This window comes from Microcoleus sp. N9_A1 (genome assembly GCF_036701795.1).
In the GTDB taxonomy this organism is placed as follows: Bacteria; Cyanobacteriota; Cyanobacteriia; order Cyanobacteriales; family Microcoleaceae; genus Microcoleus.
Map to the genome: position 1 here is coordinate 25,241 of NZ_JAUBRI010000038.1, position 21,260 is coordinate 46,500.

The window sequence follows — 21,260 nt, forward strand, 5'->3', positions numbered from 1 at the left end:
ACTTTAGCACGTAGGACACAGCATTGCCATGTCCTACCCGTAGCTAATGAGTTATAACTATCAATTTACTTTAACAGGGGAAACACTTACATTAGGATTTGTAACTCTTTTTAAGAGCTCTTGCCGGGCTTGTTCGGGATTTTGACCTTTGGGTACTTGATATAATAATCTACAGGAACCGTCTTGAGGATTAGCTGCACAAATAATTAGTTGGCCGCTGGTCGATGCACCTGCTGTGACAATATTATCCCAGCTTCCTTGCGGTTGCGAGTTGTTGAGAATTCCTGAGACTCTGGTACACCGAGTAATGGCATCTTCTCCTGATTCATTGAAATAGTTATCAGCTAGCCACAAAATAACGGGAATATTTTTGCCTTGTTGGACAGCAATTGTAGCGGGGCGGCCGCCAGCAGCGCCACAGAAGAATGAAGGCGCTTGGGCAAAGGCTGGACTGTTTGCTAAAATCGGAGCAGCCAGGGCAATAATTGACGCGCTAAAAGCTGACTTTAAGAGCCGAAATTTCATGAGCAGTAATAAGCTTTTTCATTTAAGGTTACTAATAGTCTAAAAAGTTAAACTGTTTGTTGCCGGGAAGATTAGGCATTTAGAGAAAAAAATAAAATTTATTCTGAAAATTTTTGCCGTTAGCGAAGCCCTCGGAGAGGATCGCACACACTGGACTCATCTATACCAAAACTCAGGGAAAAAAGCTCGCTGACAAACACCAAAAGGCAGAAAATAGGTGCAGCCACAGGGGGCGCAGGCGCGAAGGTATAGGGTGAAGGAGTGGTTTTGCACCGTTTTTTGCGATCGCCTCGCTGTTCCTGATGTCGTCCCACCTAAAGTGGAACCTGTGTTAACATCGAAAAAAATATTCTCTTTAATAATCAACAATGGGCAATGTTCTGGTGCTGAACGCCTCCTACGAACCCCTTAACATCACCAATTGGCGAAGGGCGGTAGTTTTGTTGCTGAAAGGAAAAGCAGAACAGGTAGAACACAATGGGAAATTTATTGCGCCAAACTTCCCGCTACCAACTGTGATCCGACTGCGGCATTATGTCCGAGTTCCCTATAAGGATATTCCGCTTACCCGCCGGAACATCTTGCACCGGGATGCACACTCTTGTCAATACTGCAGTTATACGGGGGACGATTTAACCCTCGATCATGTAATTCCCCGATCGCGCGGAGGAGGCGACAGTTGGGAAAACCTCGTCACCGCCTGCGTGCGCTGCAATGTCAATAAAGGCAGCCGCACGCCAAAAGAAGCGGGAATGCCGCTGCGCTATCCGCCGAGGAAACCTCACAGCGGTCTTTATTTTGAAGTCACTAAACACGTTAAGAGCGGTATGCACAAAGAATGGCAAAAATATGTAATAGGCCTTTAAAACCCCTGTCAGCGCAAGCGCGGGGGTTTTTTGCCGAAGTTCTGAGTCCTGAGATTGCTTCCTTCCTCGCAACGCACACTCTCTGCATGAGGTAAAAAGTTAAAGAGAGAATTTACGCTCTTAAATCCGGTTTCTCGTAAAAAGTATGGGCTTTGACAAACAGGCATCTACAAAGAAACCGGGTTTAAGATCGAATGTCGCGCAAATCCTGAAATAGTTAAATAGTTAATTTTCAACGATGAAAGACCATCCCCCTAACAATTCCGATGAAACATCCGGCAACCGCGAAGGTGAACTTGAGGCCAGCAGCGAGGTTGTACCCGGAGTGAGTGCGCCAGGGAAACGGCGCAGCAAAGCCGAAGTTGCTTCCGAAGAGAATCGCGGCCGTCCCCGCGAGGAATTGCACGATCGCAAAGTCGAGCAATTGCGCCAGATGTTCGATCGGCACAAAGGTAATCGCCAGTTAATATTATTGCAAGACTTTCCCGATCCCGACGCACTTTCCAGCGCTTGGGCTTACAAATTAATCGCCGAACAGTATGATATCCAATGCGAGATTATCTACGCCGGCGCCCTCAGCCACCAAGAAAACATTGCCTTAGTTAAATTGACAGGGTTGCCGTTGCAGCGGTGGACGCTGGAAACAGTCAAAACTAAAGATTTGTCGGTTTATCAGGGCTGTGCTTTCATCGACAACCAAGGGACGACTTGTAACTTAACCGAGTTTATTTTAGCGGCAGGAGTTCCGATCGCCGCCGTCATCGACCACCACAATTTACAAGGGGAAATGAAGGCAGAATTTATTGATTTGCGCCCTCAAATCCGCGCTACAGCCACGATTTTTTCCGAGTATTTACAGGCTGGACTTTTAGCTTTCGACGCCAGCGTCAGTCTGCACATCAAGTGCGCTACAGCTTTGATGCACGGTTTGCGATCGGATACGATCGCCCTCAGACAAGCTCAGGAAGAGGACTTTTTAGCTGCGGCTTATTTGAGCCGATTTTATGACCCGCAGTTGTTGAATGCGGTGTTGCAGTCGTCTCGTTCTAAGTGGGTGATGGATGCGATCGAGCGAGCGCTCAAACACCGGACCGTCCAGAACAATTTTTCGATCGCCGGCATCGGCTACCTCCGCTATGACGATCGGGATTCTATTCCCCAAGCAGCGGACTTTTTAGTCACAGAGGAGAACGTACACACAGCAGTTGTCTACGCAATTGTTCACGACAAAGACGAAGAAATTGAAGTAGTAATTGGCTCGCTGCGAACTAATAAACTTACTCTCGACCCCGACGAATTTATCAAAGAAGCCTTCGGTCAAGATGCTCAAGGACGCTTTTTTGGCGGCGGCAGAAGTCAAGCTGGAGGTTTTGAAATACCGGTGGGATTTCTTTCCGGCGGGAATGAGAATAGCGATTATGCAAAGCACAAATGGGAAGTATTCGATGCTCAGATTAAGCAAAAATTGCTGAATTTAATTAGTCCTAAAGACAATCCTGTTTACGATCATTAACTCTGGAGTTTTTAGGTGCGGTTTTGATTCCAGCAACAGCCTGGGAATGCCGCTGGGTTATACCTCCCGTTGCTACCAGGTTTTGCCATATTTTTTTCTCATTCCGGGCTAACTCTCAACTTAGTAATCAGTCCTGCCCGCACTTCAACTCTCATCAACCTGGTTTTTTTAACTCTTATTGAGGGTTGGAAATCCCGCCCAGTCCACCTCTGCCATGAACAGGCTTTCCGGCCTGTTCCAAAACAACTGCATTTTCTTGTGGGGAGTAGGGGTTGGGCAGGAGAATCCGCCCCTAAAAAGTTTATTGAAAATCCTGCAAGATGTCACTTTTAACGAAGTAAGAAGGTTGAAAAACCCGGTTGACTGCTCCAGGACTAACACTAATCAATTTTATCCCGATTTCCCCAAAATATACACCAAAAAAACCGGGTATTTTAAGTATTTTCAAGGGATTAACGAAGTATTTTGCTCAAAAAAACTAGGTTGCAGGGCAAATTTAGTTTTATCTAGTTTACTAAATCCACAATAATTCTTAAGTTTTAACAATTATACAGGGTTGATTTTTTGATATTTTCTTATTTTCTCGCTAAATCAATCACAATTTGTTATAGTTAGTGCAGGATATTTTCGATAATAATTAGTAAAAAACGCTTGAGAAGAATCAAAATAGATACCCAACAACCTAAACCCTTGACTAAATGACATAAAAAAAGTAATTGTAACAGTCAAAAAAAGTTGGGTTCGTCACATAAATATTAGTTTTTTTCTAAGCCCAGGCAGCGATTACTACGAGTTCAAAAAAAATATTATATTTATTAGTGGCCGGTTAGAATAGTAGAAAATAGCTTAAAAAAACAAGGAACACGGAGATGTCTACAAAACAGACTTTCTCTTGGTCGTTAGAGAAAAGCATAGAAAAAGTTTCAGAAATTGCACTTAAAATCAACGAGTTCGTGGCTCTGGAGACAATTTTGCAATGTGCGCTACAAGAAACCAGGGTGCTGCTGCAAACTGATCGCGTAATTATTTATCGCTTCCTACCGCATAGAGATAGGGTAGTATTTGCTGAATCTGTTGGTGATCAGTGGCTGCCAATCCAGGGACAACTGATTCATGACCCTTGCCTGGAAGCAACCTGGGTAGATCGTTACAGCCAGGGACAAACGAGTGCCATTTCTGATATTCACGCTGGTGATCTTCAAGCTTGTGATGTCGAATTGCTCTCGCGAATCCAAGTTCAGGCAAATTTAGTTGCGCCAATCTTGCTAGATGGCCAACAGCAGCAATCTCCGAAGCTTTGGGGACTGTTGATTGCTCATCACTGCCGAAGTGCGCGTCAGTGGGAACCTCTCGACGTTCAAATCCTGCAACAGGTTGCAATGCACATCGGGTTGAGGATGCAGCACTTGGAATCTCACCGCCCTGTGCTGGGGTCAAATCAACCGCCGGAACTCGAAACAGAACCGAATCAAACTGATCCCAATACAGAAAGCGCGCCCAGAGTCAATCATCATCAAAATTGTCTACAACCAGAGTTTGCCTGTTCCCTGAGCGGGGATATTTTCCACCTCAAAGCCTTTGACTTGTTGCAAAACCCGATCTGGATATTTGATATTGAGGATTGGCAAATGCGGTGGGCAAACCAAGCATCCTTGTACCTGTGGGATGCTTCCACGCGCCAGCAACTCGCGAGCCACAACTTTAGGGATATGTTCTCAGAGTCTACTCGGATTCGCTTGCAGAGCTATCGGCAGCAGTTTGAGCAAGGCCAAACCTTGTCCGAGCAGTGGACGTTTTATCCGGCCGGTGAGCCTGTTTCTGTAGGCTGTCGGTGCTCTGGCATCAGGATTGATAGCGGGCGTTTGGCAATCCTGGTCGAGGGTAAGGTCGAAACCGCTCCTCAAATCGAACCGGAGACCCTGCGATCGATCGAGGCAATCCGACACACCACGCTGATGGTTTCGCTGTACACCCTCGAAGGTGTGCCGCTGCTGCAAAACCCGGCGGCCTTGGGGTGTTACGGGGAGGCGCTGCACCCTGGCTCTGCGACCGATAATGCTTTTGTGAGTCACTTTGTTGACTCTGAGGTAGCAGAGCGAGCAATGGCAGTTCTTCAGTCCGGTGAGGTATTTAGCACGGAGGCTCAAGTGATTACTCTGGCGGGAATTCGCTGGCATGGGATGGACGTGCGGTGTACCAACGACCCGGTAACAGGCAACCCGATGTTGCTCGTGAACGAAAAGGACATTACCGACCGCCAGCAGACAGAAACAGCGCTGCAAAAGAGTCAAATTAGGTTGTCAGAAGCCCAGCGGGTTGCCCACATCGGTAACTGGGAATGGGACGCGATTACGGGTAAAATTACCTGGTCTCCCGAACTATTTGAGATTTTGGGACGCGACCGGGCACTGGGCGAACCTACCTATGAAGAAAACCTGCGGCTTTACCATCCCGAAAGTGCCAAACAGCTACACCTGGTAGTTCAACGAACGCTCACTCGCGGAGAGCCTTATCTATTGCGGCTCAGAGTCCTGCACCCGAATGGTTCTATGCGCCATACCGAAGCCAGAGGACAGGCCGAACTCAATGCAGAGGGACAAGTCATTCGGTTGTTTGGTACATCCCAAGACATTACGGATCTTGTCCAGGCCGAAACAGAACTCAGAGAAATGAGTATAGCCCTTGCTAATGCCGTCGAAGGCATCTCGCGACTGGATATTTTCGGACGGTATATCACCGTTAATCAAGCCTACGCGAATATAGCAGGTTATCAATCTGAAGAAATGGTTGGTATGAATTGGCAGACAACAGTTCATCCCGACGACTGTGACATGATGAGGGCGGCTTATCAAAAAATGCTAGCCGGCGGCCGAGTCGAGGTTGAGGCCCGTGGTATCCGAAAAGATGGTTCGATTTTTTACAAGCAATTGGTGATGTTGGCAGCCTACGACTGGCAGGAGCGATCGATCGGGCATCACTGCTTTATGAAGGATATCACTGCTCGCAAACAAGCAGAAGCAGCGTTAAAAAAAGAGTTCGAGCGTCTGGGTATAGTGATTGCTACCCAACAGGAAATCGCCCTTCGTAATCCTAACCTGGATGCAGTGATGGCGGTGATTATCGATCGAACTCAAAAATCGCTCGGTGCCGATGGGGCCGTGATTGAAATGCTGGAAGGGGATGAGTTGGTGTATCGGGCAGCCAGCGGTATCGCCAGCGCCTATGTTGGATTACGGATCAAAGTAGGGACAAGTTTATCGGGAAAATGTATTGCGACCGGCCAAATCATGCTTTGCGATGATTCACAAACCGATGCACGGGTGGATCAGTCTGCCTGTCAGCGCATTGGTATCCGGTCACTGGTGGTTGTTCCCTTGTTCTATCAGGACGATCGGGTTGGCGTCTTAAAAGTTGTTTCAGCTACACCCTGTGCCTTTACAGAGTCAGATATTCATACCTTACAACTGATGGCGGGGTTTTTGGCGGGTAGCCTGCATCTGGCTTCAGAGTTTGATGCTAAAAACTTTCTCCTGAGTCAATTGCAGGAAAGCGAGGAACGGTACCGTTCTGTGATTACTAGCATGACAGAAGGTGTCGTACTCCAGCTAGCAAATGGACAAATTACTGCCTGTAATGCAAGTGCCGAAAGAATTCTCGGGCTCACCCCCGAGCAAATGATGGGGCGCACATCCGTAGATTTAGACTGGCGAATCGTTCGGGAGGATGGCAAACCGTTCCCCGGCCAACAGCATCCGGCAACGATCACCCTGCGCACGGGAGAAGCGCGATCGAATGTGGTGATGGGCGTTCACAAACCGGATGGAACCCTGACTTGGATTTCGATTAATTCTCAACCGCTGTTCCATCTCAATCAGTCTCAACCCTATGCAGTTGTGGCGACTTTTGCTGATATTACAGAACGCAAGCAAGCCGAGGAGATGCTCAGACACCGGGCGGAAAAAGAAAGATTAATTGCTACGACAGATGGGTTAACACAAATAGCAAACCGCCGCTGTTTTGATGAGCGGTTGCAGTTGGAATGGCACAGGCTGATGCAGGGCAAACAACAGTTGTCGTTGATTATGTTGGATGTAGATTATTTCAAGCGATATAACGATTTCTACGGACATCAAGCTGGGGATACTTGTTTGGTGAAAGTCGCGAAAGCCGCAGCAGCCTCGGTTAAACGTTCCGCCGATTTGTTTGTGCGCTATGGGGGCGAAGAATTTGCTGCTATCCTGCCGAGTACGGATGCTGCAGGGGCGATCGCGGTTGCTGAGTCGATCCGAGAGGCAATCCGAGATTTGGCAATCCCTCACGAGCAATCTGATGTGAGCGTGATCGTGACCGTTAGCATGGGAATTGCAACTGTGATTCCCACTGCGGAAAGATCACCGGATGAACTCGTTGCCCTCGCCGATCGAGAATTATATGATGCGAAACGACAAGGGCGCGATCGCTACAAAAGCGCCAACCCGATGACGGCGCCAGATTTCAATGCAGTTGTAGAATAGGCAAAAGATGTCGAGCGCGCCAAACTTCACGCATAAGTTCGTAGGCGTAAGCCGGGGCGTAGCCATCGCACAGCTCTAAAAAGGACTGCCACAGTGCATTTATATCTGATCCGCCACGGTATTGCAGCCGAGCCCGAAGAATATGATACAGACTCAGAACGCCCGCTGACTAAAGAGGGCGATCGTAAAACCAGGAAAATTGCTCAACGGCTGTACGAACTCGAAATTCAGTTTGACCTGATTCTCACCAGTCCCCTACTGCGGGCGCAGCAAACCGCCCAAATCCTGCGGTCAGCGGGTCTGAGTTCCCAAATAGAAGAATCCGCCACCCTTGCACCTTCAGGAGACATCGGGAACTGGCTGGAGTGGTACAAACAGTGGCAGGAAATAGGTAGCCGCAGCTTGGCCCTGGTGGGCCATCAACCAGACTTAGGCCACTGGGCAGAAACTTTGCTTTGGGCTCGATCGCAAGATGCCCTGATTCTCAAAAAAGCAGGTATCATCGGCTTAATCCTCCCGGAAACCGGCTCCCCAGTGGGCCGCAGCCAAATGTTTTGGCTAACTGCGCCCAAGTTTTTGCTCCCCTAGAAACAGCGAACCGCCCCGACATTAACAGGACGCGCCAGCCCTCTTAAACCGGCATTCTGGGACGGCGAAACCGGATTTGAGGGGGGGGACAATACGCAGCGGTGCGATCGGGCTGTCTGTTGAAAAACCCGGTTTCTGAACCCCAATTAAATGATTATTTGTCAAGACTGTGACACTATCTTCGTTTCTGGTAATGTACTTTTAGTAGATTGAACTCACACAAAACGGTATCGCAATGGTCGTCGGCGAATTCAAACCAGGTTTAGAAGGTGTTCCCGCCACCTTGTCCAGCATTAGCTACGTCGATGGACAAAAAGGGTTGCTGGAATATCGCGGGATTAGCATCGAGGAACTGGCACTGAAAAGTTCCTTTCTCGAAACTTCATATTTATTAATCTGGGGGGTACTTCCGACTCAGGAAGAACTAGTAGCTTTCGAGCATGAAATTCGCTATCACCGCCGGATCAAATATCGCATCCGGGACATGATGAAATGCTTTCCTGAAAGAGGACATCCCATGGACGCCCTGCAAGCTTCAGCGGCCGCCCTGGGCTTGTTCTACTCCCGCAGAGCTCTGGCTAACCCAGCATACATTAGAGAAGCTGTAGTGCGGCTGCTAGCTAAGATTCCCACAATGGTAGCAGCGTTCCAGCAAATGCGACGGGGAAATGACCCGGTGCGACCGAGGGATGACTTGGACTACTCGGCTAACTTTCTTTATATGCTCAACGAGCAAGAGCCCGATCCGCTGTTAGCTAGAATTTTTGACACTTGTCTGACTCTCCACGCTGAACATACAATTAATGCCTCTACATTTTCGGCAATGGTAACAGCTTCGACGCTGACAGACCCTTACGGGGTAATTGCTTCAGCAGTTGGCACTTTGGCGGGGCCGCTGCACGGGGGAGCTAATGAAGAAGTGATTGATATGTTGGAGCAAATTGGTTCGGTAGAAAATGTGCGGCCTTTTGTCGAGAAGTGCGTTGCAAACAAGGAAAAAATCATGGGTTTCGGTCACCGAGTTTACAAGGTGAAAGATCCGAGAGCAACTATTCTTCAGAGGTTAGCGGAACAGTTGTTTGAGAACTTCGGTCACGACGATTATTACGACATTGCTGTCGAGTTGGAAGCAGTGGTTGAGGAAAAAATGAGTCATAAAGGAATTTACGCAAATGTAGATTTCTATTCGGGTCTGGTTTACCGAAAAATGGGAATTCCGATCGACTTGTTTACGCCGGTTTTTGCGATCGCCCGTGTTGCTGGCTGGTTGGCCCACTGGAAGGAACAGCTAGAGGCAAACCGCATTTACCGCCCGACTCAAATATATACGGGGACTCACGGTGCTCCTTATATTGCGATCGAGGACAGGCACCCATCCTATAGCACAATTATCAACCCAGATATGTAAATAACGAGAGGAATTGTTTGGCTTTCGTGAAGTGTTGAATTAAAAATTGCTTTGGCGTTGCGAGTCAGGAAGCAATTTTTGTCTGCCACAAGCTGCGGTGCTGGGTTGCGCCCCTCTTGTATGTTGTGCTGTTCGTTGGCGACAATAGTCAGAAGTGACGATTTTCAGGAACTCCGGGCCTCAGACTTGCGAGTCTGGGGTTTTTTATTGGAATATTACGAATATCTTTTGGTAGGTTGCTGCGCGCGCACCCTACTTGTATTTACGCTTGGCTTGTATAGTATTAGGTAGAAAGTGAAGATGCGCGATCGCATTTAAATTCCTCCCGCTTTTAGTCGTCAGAACATCTATGGCTTACAGCAACAACGAACTTGATGGCAAGTCTTTCTACCAATCCGAACCCTTAATCGCCCGCTTGAGAGGGATTATCCGAGATTATCCCGAAGGCGTTGGCATTATCAAGGAGTTGATCCAAAATGCGGATGACGCTAAAGCAACGCGGGTAGAAATTACTCTGGATTGGCGCCACCATCCGGTCAAACAATTGCCTGACGATCGCATGATACAGCTCATGGGGCCTGCGATGCTAGTCTACAACGATCGCGTATTTACAGATAAAGACTTTGACAGCATCCGCAGCCTGGGACAAAGTGAGAAAGCGCGAGACTTGCAGAAAACTGGTAGATTTGGTGTCGGGTTTAATGCAATATATCACGTTACAGATTATCCCAGCTTCGTTTCGCGCGATCGCATCATCTTTTTTGATCCCCACGGCGCAGCTATCCCCGGCACTTCCCGACAAGAACCCGGACGCGAGTGGAATTTAGCCGACGCTAAATGGTACGAAAAATATCCCGATTTTATGCAAGTCTACGCAGCGGGAGGATTGCCATTAGGAGATACAAATTTTCAAGGCACTTTGTTTCGCTTGCCTTTAAGAACCTCAGAACACGCGGAGAATAGCGAAATTCGCAAACAAGCATTTACCGAATCCAACGTCAAGGAACTGCTAGACGAACTGATTAATTCAGGTGAAGAATTGCTGCTGTTTTTGAAATCAGTTCAGGAAATTCGAGTTTATGAAATCCCCGCCAACAGTCAAGAAACTAGGCAAGAAATTCTCGCAATTGTCACCCAGAACCAGCAAGAAGTACGAGAATCGCGGCAACAACTCCTCGATGCCATTCCCGATACACCAGACAAATTGCTGGAATTGTGCCGCAATAATCCCGCCGGTTTAGTCTCCGTTTCTTACCGCCATGAGATAGAAACAATTAGCCAACATCGCAATAGCAAATCAACTTGGAGAACAGTCAGTTTAATTCGCACAGACGAAGGTGGCGAGTTGGCAAAAGTCATACAAGCAATGTACGAAAGCCAAGAAAAAGTATTACCTTGGGCGGGCGCTGCTGCGAGAATTAATGCTGTGAGCACCGAGGGAAATTCTCAACCTGTTAGCGGCAAAGTTTACTGTTTTTTACCGCTTCCCCTGGAAACTGGGCTACCAGTTCACATCAACGGTTTTTTTAACTTAAATAGTTCGCGGGATAACCTCAGCAGCGACAGCGGACAAACTGGAAAAGACAGACCGAGAGCTATTTGGAACCAACTACTCGCGCAGCACGTTTTGTCCCACGCTTATGTTAACTTAATTGTTGATTTAGTGCAAGATATCGGCAGGTATCAGCCAGAGGGATTTTACAAATTTTGGCCGGTTGGCAAAATTACTGTCAGCAAAGCTCTCGAAGAACTGCACCGCTGTGTCATACAGTTATTGTATCAGAGACCAGTTGTGCGATCGGCTGTAGAACACGCTGTAACTGAACGTCAATTCAGCGGATCAGTGATGTCACAAACAAGATGGGTGACACCTCCGAGAGTCAAAAATCTACCCTCGAAAAAGTCGTGGGACGAATTATTAGAACCACTGCGTGCCGACAATATCGACATTCCCGAACCGCCATTGCCCGACTCAATTTTGGCAGCTTTTAAAGATGCAGGTTTGCCGTTGCCAACATTCACTCCGGCTAATGTGCGCCAGCACTTAACTGAAAACAAACAGCTAGGTGTGCCGTTGCAAGATGCACCGAAACCCAGCCTGCAAAATAGACAGTGGATTGCAAATATGCTGCGCTATTGCATCAGCGACAATCATCGAGATTTGCGCGGTTTGCCGTTGGCTATTCTCGCGAATAATACTTTACAAGTATTTGGTTACAACCCGATAGGCACTATTTACATTTCAGATGATACAGCAAGACAGATATTTGCCAATCATCTAGAATGGTTTTTGCATCAAGATTTAACCAATGTAGTGCCTCCACATAACATGATTGGCGTGTCAGAGATGAATGCCACCGAAGTAGCGAGGAAATTGGTTCATGTCATTAATTCAACGCAGTCAGAATGTGATTGGCAAGCTGATGCAGTAAATCCACCAAATACAGACTGGTTGACTCTCGTATACAATTATTTTTTCAATATCTCGCCCAGATATTTGTCGCAAGAAACAGTCGAGGAATTGAAGAAAGTTCCGCTGGTTCCGGGAAATGACGGTAAGCTTTACAAAGGAGGAAAACTTGACACTCCTTTGTTGTGCAGTGATAATATTGCAGCGGAAATCATCGAGGCTGTACAGTATTTTGGGGTGACGCTTGTCCAAGCACCGGCAAAACTTGAAAGTGCGATCGCCCAATTTGCCCAACGACACCAAAATCTGTTAGTCTATTTTCTGACAGGCCCAGATGTCCTAGACACAGTATCTTCGCGGTGCGAGGAAGGTTTGCCACCCTACCACCAAAAGCATTATACATCTCTCCTCAACTTCCTGGCAGCTTCAGAACCAACAAGTTACGACCAAGATAGCCTCAACAAACTGCGTCAACTTCCAATATACCCCACAACTTCCCACGAAATAGTTTCCCTCAACGATGAAAATGTCTACCTTCCTGGCGGCGGATACGAACCGCCGGAAATTGCAGGTACATTGAGGCTGTTACGGACAGAAAAAAACCAAGAATGGCTGCGACTGTTCCAACTTTTGCAAGTTCCGGTACTCAATCGTGCTAGACTAATTCGCGAATGCTTGTTGCCTGAGTATGCGTCCTTTGCCCCGGAAGAACAGTTAATCGCGCTGGCGTGGATTCGAGAGCATCTCACTGAAGCTTATAAAGAACTAGAAAAGGCAGGAGAGGATGCTTTTTCATTCAAAGAAGAGCTGAAAAAGGCGCGTTTGGTACGCTGTAGCGATCGCAGATTACGCTCTGCCGAATTAATTTACAATCCCGAAAGTCCAGTAATCCGCAACATTGTCGGAAATTTAGCAGCTATTCCCGACATGGGATTTTACTCTGACAATTATTCACTGTGGATCGACTTTTTTGAGAATTTGGGTATGCGAAAAACATTGAGTGCAGATGACATTGCAGCTTGTGTTGACAATCTAATTCAAACCGCTAATCGTTCAAGTGCCGGCGCAGTAACCGATGCTTCGATTGCGGTTTTTAACTACATCGTCGATAATTGGGATTCCCTAAAATATACATCAATTGGAAACACCAACAAAACACTGGCTGAAACACTCGCAGATAAACCTTGGCTTCCTGTCGAGCAAAATCCTCAAAAGTTAAGCCAATATCCCGCTGCTGCGATACCTGAACCGAGATTGTATCGCGCTAAAGATGTCTGTTTTATTCAAGATGTTCGGTTAGTTGCAAGCCAAAAATTCGTATTTGCACGCCCTCAGCGGGATTTGCTGAAACCCGAAATCAAAACAGCACTTGGTTTTATGCCTGTAGATAGAAATACAGTTATTGACCACTTTGATACATTAATAAAAACTTGGGAAAATGACAATTGAAATCACAATATCCGACGATTTAAACGCACAATTACAATCAGTCAAGGCAATTTACAAATATCTCGATGAGACTTTCATCAAAGGCAGTATTTCCAGCGAACAACGCCAGCAAATTCAACAGCGTTTTGCTCGCCGTCAATGTCTGTGGGATGAGTCTAGCAGCAAGTTTTGGCAGCCGAAACACGCTTTTTTGGATGACGTGCCTTTTTTCGGGAATCGTCGCACAACTATAGCTGTTTCTCATCCATTTTCCGAAGTCTATCAGCTTTTGGGGCAAGGGCGATCGCCCGTTGTGCAAGATTACCTAGATTTTCTGGAAGAATTAGCAGCCGAGTACAGCAACACACCGTTAAACGCAGCAGACAAAAACTATGCAATCGAGGTAATCAGCCGCCTAGAATCTCAACAGTCATTAGAAGGCCGCCCAGTTAAAAACCCACCGATTCTTACTGCTAATATCACACTTGCTCCCGCCTGTCAAGTTCTCATCCCCGACGCACCTTGGCGCAAAGATTACATCGACCCCAATCGGATACTGCACCAGCAAATCTCCCCAAAATTTGCCAAATCCGCCGGAAGTCTTTCTTTATTAAAAGATGTGATTGAACGTCCTGTGGCAGTCAAAAATGCCCTAAATACTCAAAGTAATGATTGGTGTCTAGAATGGCAAAATACGCTAAATTCCCCGGAATTTATCTCTGGTTTAAAGCGGCTGATTTTCCACCAGTACGACTCTGAACCAATCCTCGATACAAGCTGGATGGCCAAAGCTAAAGTTTCGCCAGCCAGTCAAATTCATGTAGATTTATTTTGGAAGGGTGAAACCAAAATTGCTTCATCTATACCGGGAACTCAATATTTTGACGAGTTTAATAAAATATTTCATATTATCAGTAGCGGTAGCAGATACATTATGCTATGCTATTTAGCAGAAAGTATTAACGCTCAACTCGGCGAATATGCAGTGCAAAATCTGCTGCCGCTAGCTAGCATTCTGGATGCTGAGCCGCACAATATTAATGGTTTGCTAAACGAGTTGCGGATTAGGTCTTTACCGAGCGATTTGTCTCCCGTCGCCGCAGCTAATTCAGAAATCAAATCCCCTGCAAGTTCCAGCGGCGATAAAAAGGGTGATAGTTCAATTTATTGGGGCGCATTTTGAGCGAAAATAATCAGCATTATTATCTGCTCAGGAAGGTGCGCAATGCGCACCCTACGGGCGAGATTACCGACGATCTCGTAATGTTTTTTAACTCTCTACATTCCAATCTTCACCCCCAGGTAACTGCGATAAATATTCGTCGATCGCATCCTCGAATTCTCCTCTAGCATAAGTGTATGTCAGGGATAGTAGCTGATTTGCGATCGCAACCATTTGCTCTCTGTCCACCCTCTTAGCAAGTTGAACACGGCTTAACCTTCCTTCCAACACTTCCCTACTAGCCTCACGAATTGCGGCTTCTAGTTCATCTTCTATGAAAAGCTCCCACTCATCGGCATTGATATAGTAAGATGTTTTATTATCTTTGAGATTTAGCTTTTTAATACCTCGGACAGAATTAGCAATAGAAGCAGCCCAAGAATTAGTTAAACGCTGCTCTACTTGGTTTTTAATTAAGTGGATTAGCAGAATTAGTAAAAAAGAACCGATATTCCGCAGAGTTGCTTGTTTGCTCATGCCCTCTAATTCATCGACAATCAAGATAGCATCTTCATTTCTGCCCTCTAAAATACAATTTCTCAGGTCTATTAATTCCTGTACCATTGATTTTCCTCTCAACATTTGTAGGAATTTCGTAAGGTGCGCTGCGGCGCACCCTACGCGCTCTATTCTTGAGTCCGCCGAGTCTACAGCGTTTGTGTAGACGCGGTTTCAACCGCCGAGTCTACATTGTTTCAACCGCCGAATCTACACAGATTGAGTTACATGATGGCGGCTAGTCAACTTATCCAATTGATTTACCAACAAACTCAGGAACAATCCCACATCGGTGACAACTCCCGTAGATTCGATCGACCCCCGATCGCTCAATTTAGTCACCACAGCCGGATTAATGTCCACACAGACCATCTTTACACCAGCCGGAGTCATATTTCCCACACCGATCGAGTGCAGCATAGACGACAGCATTAACACCATATCCGCGCCCCGTAACAGCTCAGTATACTCTTCTTGAGCCTTAACCATATCCATTTGCGTGTCAGGAAGTGGCCCATCATCGCGGATCGAACCTGCTAGCGAAAACGGTATATTGTGCTTCACGCATTCGTACATCACACCGCTGGTAATCACGCCTGCTTCAACGACTTTAGCAATACTTCCATAACGCCGCGTCGTGTTAATCATTTTCAAGTGGTGTCGGTGTCCGCCGCGTACAGCAACGCCGCGTTTCATGTCAACTCCCAAAGAAGTTCCCATGCTCGATTGTTCCATGTCGTGAACTGCGATCGCATTTCCACCCAACAATGCTTGTACATAACCTTCGCGAATCAAATGCGCTAAATGTTCGCCACCGCCCGTGTGGATGACAACAGGCCCCGCCGTAACTACAACTTTGCCTCCGCGATCGCGAATTTGGCGCAATTCCCACGCTACTTGTTCCACTACCAACTCTACCCGGCGCTCACTAGAAACGCTACCAGACATAAAGCTGAATTCTTGAGCATTACGCTGTTCTCGCGATTCTGTTTTGCGAATCGTGCGAATACCGACAACATCCACAACGACTTTTTCACCTATTTTCAAATCGCGCAATAATTTGCACGTAGCCACCGGGCCTTCTGCGGTTTCAGTAATCGCAACTGCACCGTCCATCCGCTGATTTCGCGCCTTCACCCACTGACCGTTTACCCGCACTTCCGTGGGATAAATTGTACTAACATAAAAGTCATCCGGGCCGACGCCATCCTGCACAACATCTTCTAAAATAGCGTCGCAAATATCTTCCGGTGGTGGAACTGCACCCAAATCAATCAGCAATCCCATGATTTCTTCCATCACATCGTGGGAAGGTGCCGAAACTTTAACATCCGCAGATGATGTGCTTTGGCGCTGCTCTCCTAAATTGAAATTCAGCACTTGGAAACTGCCGCCGTTTTCGATAATTAAGTCTAAAGCGCGACTGATTAAACCCGCATCTAGCAAGTGGCCTGCCATGCGGATTGTGCGGCTTTCTACCATCACGTTTGCCGATCGATCTTCTTGCACAGGTTCATTCACCCGCAGCGTCAAACACTTACAAGCACCGCCCGCTTTCAAAAATTCGCTCATCGGCGTTTCAATGACTTTGAAACCCGCTTGAGTGATGCGCGTTTTCAAGTCTTCGCTGACCTTGTTCATTACCACAACTTTGTCAATATTGACAGCATTGCAGGCAAAATTTGCGGCATCTGCTTCTTCAATGGCGATGCGTTTTTCCGGCGCAACTCGCATTTCAATTAGGCGGTTTGAGTAGGAGTCAAATGCTGCTGGATAGTAGAGCAAATAGCCACCTGTGAGCGGACAAAAACAGGTATCTAAGTGATAGAAACGTTCGTCTACTAAACGCAGCGACAGCACTTCTATGTTCAGCCAGTTTGCTAGTAATGGGTGCGAGTCGAGTTCGGAACGGAAGCCGTATCCAGCCCACAGCCAGCGTCCTTCGCGATCGAGCAAAGCATCACCTGCACCCTCAAACGGCAAGTCCTTCGGGAGTTCGTGCACGGTGAAACCTTTGCTTTCAAACCATGCTTTGAAATAGGGTTCTTCGCCTTGGCGTTCTTTGTGATAGAAACGACTGAGGACGAAAGTATTGCCTAAAAGCAAGCCTGCGTTGGCGGTGAACACCATATCCGGCCAGCCTTTTTCGGGCGGTACGAGGTCTACAACGGCGTTGTCTTTGAGGACGTGGTAGAGTTTTTCCCACTGTTCGACGGCTCGCTCGCGCGATGATTTGTGGACGTTTCCCTCCATCCAAGGGTTAATTACATAATCGACATCGTAGTGGTCGGGAGCGCACATCAGGAAGCGTATTGAGTCAGTCATAAGTCAGTTAAAATGTAGTAGATGCTACAGACGCGAGTTGAGATAATATGTATGAAATCAACTGTAAAATTCATTCCCAAGAGAAAGAGTGAAACGTCTAGCAGCGAAAAAAGTAGCTTTTAATTCTATCACGATTAAGATAAGATTAAACTAGACCACAGATGGTTCCAATGAAATATCGGATCAAATGTCAGGGTTTGATATTATTTGCCGTCAATTAACCTTAATAAAAGGTTTTACTTTTCACTTTTTGCGAAATCGGCAGTTCGATCGCAAATTCTGTTCCCCGCCCAACCTCTGAATTACACCGCAACTTACCGCCGTGGGTGTCTTTAACAATTTGGTAACTAATCGACAACCCCAAACCAGTGCCACTGCCGATCGGCTTTGTAGTAAAAAACGGGTCAAACATCCTTGACTGAACTTCGGGAAGGATACCGGGCCCATTGTCAGCAATCCGCACAACAACTTGATTGTCCCTATTTATTTCAGTGCTAATGCGAATCTGAGGATTTTTCTCAAACATTTTTCCAGCATCATTTGTAACTGTTGATATATTGTTTGCTAATGACGAATGAGTGATGACTAATGACTCTTCCACAGCGTCGATCGCATTCACCAGCAAATTCATAAATACCTGGTTTAATTGAGCCGGATAACACTCGACTTTTGGCAGTTCGCCATAATTTTTAATAACTTGAATTTCCCGACGTTTTGGCTGTGACTGCAATCGGTGCTGCAAAATCACCAAAGTGCTCTCTATCCCTTCATGAATGTCGATTACTTTGCACTCCTTTTCGTCGAGTCTAGAAAAGTTTCGCAAAGACAGCACGATCTGCTTAATTCGGTTAGCACCTTCTTGCATTGAAGCCATAATTTTTGGGAAATCTTCAGCGATAAAATCTACCTCGACTTCTGCCAGTTCTTGGGCAATTTCGGGAACTGGTTCGGAATAGTGTTGCTGGTAGAGATCGATCAATTTTACCAAATCGCGAGCGTACTGTGCGGCGGGAATAATATTGCCGTAGATGAAGCTGATGGGGTTATTAATTTCGTGGGCTACTCCCGCTACCATTTGCCCGATACTTGACATTTTTTCCGCTTGAATGAGCTGAGATTGAGCCTTTTTTAAGTCTTCCAGAGTTTTTTCTAACTGTTGTGCTTTTTCTCGTTCTCGCTGTTCGCTAAATTGCAAAGCTGCTTCGGCTTGTTTGCGATCGCTAATATCAATATGCGTGCCAGTCATCCGCAAAGGATTTCCCGAAGCATCGCGTTCCATCACCTTCGCTTGAGCTAAAATCCACTTCCACTCGCCGGATTTTGTCAGCATCCGAAATTCGTTTTCGTAAGTCGGCTCTTTGCCTTCCAGGTGAGCATTTAGCGCTGCTATAGCCGGACGCAAATCCTCTGGATGTACCAGTTTTTCCCACCCTGGGAAACTATTTTCTACCTCCTCTACTTCATATCCCAGCATTGTCTTCCACCGCGAATTAAAATAAACTTCTCCCGTCGCAAGATTCCAATCCCACAATCCCATCGCACTGCCTTCAAATGCCAGATAAAAACGTTCTTCGCTAATTTGTAAAGCTGCTTCGGCTTGTTTGCGATCGCTAATATCCATCACTGTTCCCAACAGTTTGATTACTGCCCCGGTTTCGTTAAAAACAGCTTCTCCCCTTGCTTCCACGTATAGGATTTGACCCCCCGGATGCAAAAATCGGAACTCTTTTTTGTAGGAAATTCCTTGTGAGATAGCGAGGGTGACAGTTTGTTGGAACAAGTCTCTGTCGTCGGGATGACACATCTGTAAAAGTTGGGCAGATGTCGGTTCAGGTGCGGTTGAGTCAAGACCAAAAATGCCGAATACTTCTTCTGACCAAATACTTTTATTTGTGACGACATCAAATTCCCAACTGCCGATATGGGCAATTTTCTGGGCTGCTGCTAGACTAGCTTCGCTGTGTTGAAGTTTAAGTCGCTGTTGTTTATCTTGTTCGAGAAGATTGGCTTGAGCGATCGCAATTCCCATATGTGCCGCCACAGCGTTCAATAATCGGCTCTCCTCCTGCGTCCAGTGGCGGGGGCGATCGTACTGATGCAAGCATATCATTCCGTTGGCTTTTCCCTGATAGGAAGTGCGGATAGATATCATCGACTTCAAACCTATTTGAAAGCACAAATCTCGGACATTTTCTAGCAGCGGTTCGGAAAAAACATCGTCAAAAACTACAGCTTGGTCTTGGGAAAATACAAACTGAATGTGAGGATTGCCCTGTATGGGAATTTCTAAATCTAAAAGCGATGTAGAAGCTGTTTTTCTGTACTCACCAACATTAGAAATTCGGGGAATTGGGTGTTCGGTGTAAGTATGAATTAAGCAGCAATCAGCATTAAAAATTCGACCTATTTGGGCAGTCGCTGTTTGAAAAACTTGATCTTGATTTAAGCTGTATCGAATTTCGAGAGTAATTGTTTCTATCAGAAATCTTTGTTTGATTTGCCGTTCCAAAGCAGCTAAAGCTGTTTTAAGTTCGAGTTCGGCTTGTTTGCGATCGCTAATTTCAGTAGCCGTTCCCAAAATTTTCCAAGGTTTGTCGTCGGCTGTTCTGGCAAACACTGTATCCACGCTAACAAACCAGCGATATTCACCATTTTTGTGCTGAATTCGGTACTCAAACTCAAAGCTTTCACCGTCTTTTGCTGCCTCAATCTTGCTCAGGTGTTCTGAGAATCCTGGCAAATCGTCAGGGTGTATTAAGTTAGGAAGAAATCCTCCTGCCATCTGCTGGATTTCTTCAAAAGAATAGCCAATATCGCTATAGATTTCGCGGTTGATATACAGAGTTCGCTGTTCAATTAAATCGGAAACGTACAAAAGATTAGGATGTGTTTTAATTACTGCCGACAGCCAGCATTGGCTGTCTCGGAGTTCGGCTTCGATCCGCTTGCGTTCTTCTATTTCTGCTTGCAGCCGCGCATTTTGTGCTAAAATTTGTTTATAAAGACGGCTCAGAAGCAGTTGATTTTCGACGCGACTCACCACTTCTTCTGTTTGAAATGGTTTAGTAATGTAGTCTGCCGCCCCCAGCGAAAAAGCTTTGACTTTATCAAAAACTTCATCTAAAGAGCTGATAAAAATCACAGGAATATCTTTGGTTTGCGGACAAGCTTTTAGCTGTTCGCAGACTTGATAGCCATCCATACCGGGCATCATGATGTCCAGCAAAATCAAGTCTGGTGGACTCGACAGAGCAAAGTTAAGAGCCAATTTGCCATCTCGTGTCGGCCGCACTTTATATCCCCGCTTAGACAAAAGCTGGGATAAAAGCCGCAAGCTTTCTGGATGGTCGTCTACCATTAAAATATTTTCTTGTAAGACAGTGTTTTGAATTCTAAGTGTTTCTAGTATTGGATTTTTATTGTCAGTTGTATTCACAGCAGACCCTCAAACTATTCAAGTTGTATATGTGGGAATATTTTTAAAGTCATTAACGGCTTGTAGCTAACACTCTCAGATAAACCAGCACAACTATTGGCTCTATAGCACACTCCTAAATTATCTGTGATTATATCAAAAATAATGCTCATTTGAAAATGTTGGTGGCTCAAATTATCGGAGCCGAGTAAGAAGACAGCCTAGATGCCTCAAATCACAGGCTAAGCAAGCAATCTTGATTAAAGGTAAAACTTTTAAAATTTCTATAACCCGGTTTTGCCTGCCTTGATCAGGTGGCTTTGTTTTGTATTTTTTTGAGTAGATATCCTCACTGGAAAGGTTAATTAAAACAGGTCGGAACATGGGTGTCAACTTAAGACTAAAATTCTGTGTTTTTCTGGTTTGTATCCAAGTCTTGAGTTCCATAAATTCCCCTTATTAAGCAGCGCTAGGGCAGTCTAGGCATAATTGTAAAACAGTATGCTGTTACTAATTATAAGCTTAAGTTGACACCAATGGGCCCTGAA

Annotated in this window: 11 protein-coding genes; 7 read left to right on the forward strand and 4 right to left on the reverse strand. The window is 46.1% G+C overall.

The annotated features are described in order from the left end of the window. Nucleotides 1-60: 60 nt before the first annotated feature. Entirely contained in the window at nucleotides 61-525 is a 465-nt protein-coding gene (locus QUA58_RS18105; protein ID WP_333395154.1) for a COP23 domain-containing protein, read from the reverse strand. A 368-nt stretch (nucleotides 526-893) separates the two neighbouring features. Here QUA58_RS18105 and QUA58_RS18110 point away from each other — a divergent pair, with 368 nt between their 5' ends. The 7 genes from QUA58_RS18110 (at nucleotide 894) to QUA58_RS18140 (ending at nucleotide 14,435) form a co-directional block, all read left to right on the forward strand. Next, on the forward strand, nucleotides 894-1,391 hold the full coding sequence (locus QUA58_RS18110) for an HNH endonuclease (RefSeq protein ID WP_190659271.1): 498 nt from the start codon (nucleotides 894-896) through the stop codon (nucleotides 1,389-1,391). Between the two features lie 238 nt (nucleotides 1,392-1,629). Further along, nucleotides 1,630-2,904, forward strand: coding sequence for a bifunctional oligoribonuclease/PAP phosphatase NrnA (locus tag QUA58_RS18115; RefSeq protein ID WP_333252078.1), 1,275 nt, complete (start codon nucleotides 1,630-1,632; stop codon nucleotides 2,902-2,904). 869 nt (nucleotides 2,905-3,773) lie between these two features. After that, the gene (locus tag QUA58_RS18120; RefSeq protein WP_333395155.1) at nucleotides 3,774-7,418 is read left to right on the forward strand and encodes a diguanylate cyclase domain-containing protein; all 3,645 of its coding nucleotides are present in this window, start codon (nucleotides 3,774-3,776) and stop codon (nucleotides 7,416-7,418) included. A 93-nt stretch (nucleotides 7,419-7,511) separates the two neighbouring features. Further along, nucleotides 7,512-8,006 carry a phosphohistidine phosphatase SixA gene (gene sixA / locus QUA58_RS18125; RefSeq protein WP_333252080.1) on the forward strand — a complete coding sequence of 165 codons (495 nt, stop codon included), beginning with the start codon at nucleotides 7,512-7,514 and terminating at the stop codon, nucleotides 8,004-8,006. A 235-nt stretch (nucleotides 8,007-8,241) separates the two neighbouring features. Continuing rightward, complete coding sequence (locus tag QUA58_RS18130) at nucleotides 8,242-9,414, forward strand: citrate synthase (RefSeq protein ID WP_333252081.1); 1,173 nt, start codon at nucleotides 8,242-8,244, stop codon at nucleotides 9,412-9,414. Between the two features lie 349 nt (nucleotides 9,415-9,763). Continuing rightward, the gene (locus QUA58_RS18135; protein ID WP_333395156.1) at nucleotides 9,764-13,273 is read left to right on the forward strand and encodes a sacsin N-terminal ATP-binding-like domain-containing protein; all 3,510 of its coding nucleotides are present in this window, start codon (nucleotides 9,764-9,766) and stop codon (nucleotides 13,271-13,273) included. Next, entirely contained in the window at nucleotides 13,263-14,435 is a 1,173-nt protein-coding gene (locus QUA58_RS18140; protein ID WP_333395157.1) for a hypothetical protein, read from the forward strand. The genes QUA58_RS18135 and QUA58_RS18140 overlap by 11 nt, the downstream gene beginning before the upstream one ends. Nucleotides 14,436-14,522: 87 nt before the next feature. Here QUA58_RS18140 and QUA58_RS18145 read toward each other — a convergent pair whose 3' ends face one another. The 3 genes from QUA58_RS18145 to QUA58_RS18155 form a co-directional block, all read right to left on the reverse strand. Then, a complete protein-coding gene (locus QUA58_RS18145) occupies nucleotides 14,523-15,038 on the reverse strand; it encodes a DUF29 family protein (RefSeq protein WP_333395158.1) in 516 nt (171 codons plus the stop codon). A gap of 144 nt (nucleotides 15,039-15,182) precedes the next feature. Next, nucleotides 15,183-17,297 (reverse strand): bifunctional arginine dihydrolase/ornithine cyclodeaminase, encoded by a 2,115-nt coding sequence (gene argZ, locus QUA58_RS18150; protein WP_333395159.1) that lies wholly within the window; start codon nucleotides 17,295-17,297, stop codon nucleotides 15,183-15,185. 223 nt (nucleotides 17,298-17,520) lie between these two features. Beyond that, a complete protein-coding gene (locus QUA58_RS18155; RefSeq protein ID WP_333395160.1) occupies nucleotides 17,521-20,733 on the reverse strand; it encodes a PAS domain-containing protein in 3,213 nt (1,070 codons plus the stop codon). Nucleotides 20,734-21,260: the final 527 nt, after the last annotated feature.

What these genes read in the sequence shown, in the direction of transcription:
- QUA58_RS18105 (WP_333395154.1), bottom strand. Translation starts at nt 525, where the DNA reads ATGAAATTTCGGCTCTTAAAGTCAGCTTTTAGCGCGTCAATTATTGCC.
- QUA58_RS18110 (WP_190659271.1), top strand. Translation starts at nt 894, where the DNA reads ATGGGCAATGTTCTGGTGCTGAACGCCTCCTACGAACCCCTTAACATC.
- QUA58_RS18115 (WP_333252078.1), top strand. Translation starts at nt 1,630, where the DNA reads ATGAAAGACCATCCCCCTAACAATTCCGATGAAACATCCGGCAACCGC.
- QUA58_RS18120 (WP_333395155.1), top strand. Translation starts at nt 3,774, where the DNA reads ATGTCTACAAAACAGACTTTCTCTTGGTCGTTAGAGAAAAGCATAGAA.
- QUA58_RS18130 (WP_333252081.1), top strand. Translation starts at nt 8,242, where the DNA reads ATGGTCGTCGGCGAATTCAAACCAGGTTTAGAAGGTGTTCCCGCCACC.
- QUA58_RS18135 (WP_333395156.1), top strand. Translation starts at nt 9,764, where the DNA reads ATGGCTTACAGCAACAACGAACTTGATGGCAAGTCTTTCTACCAATCC.
- QUA58_RS18140 (WP_333395157.1), top strand. Translation starts at nt 13,263, where the DNA reads ATGACAATTGAAATCACAATATCCGACGATTTAAACGCACAATTACAA.
- QUA58_RS18145 (WP_333395158.1), bottom strand. Translation starts at nt 15,038, where the DNA reads ATGGTACAGGAATTAATAGACCTGAGAAATTGTATTTTAGAGGGCAGA.
- argZ (WP_333395159.1), bottom strand. Translation starts at nt 17,297, where the DNA reads ATGACTGACTCAATACGCTTCCTGATGTGCGCTCCCGACCACTACGAT.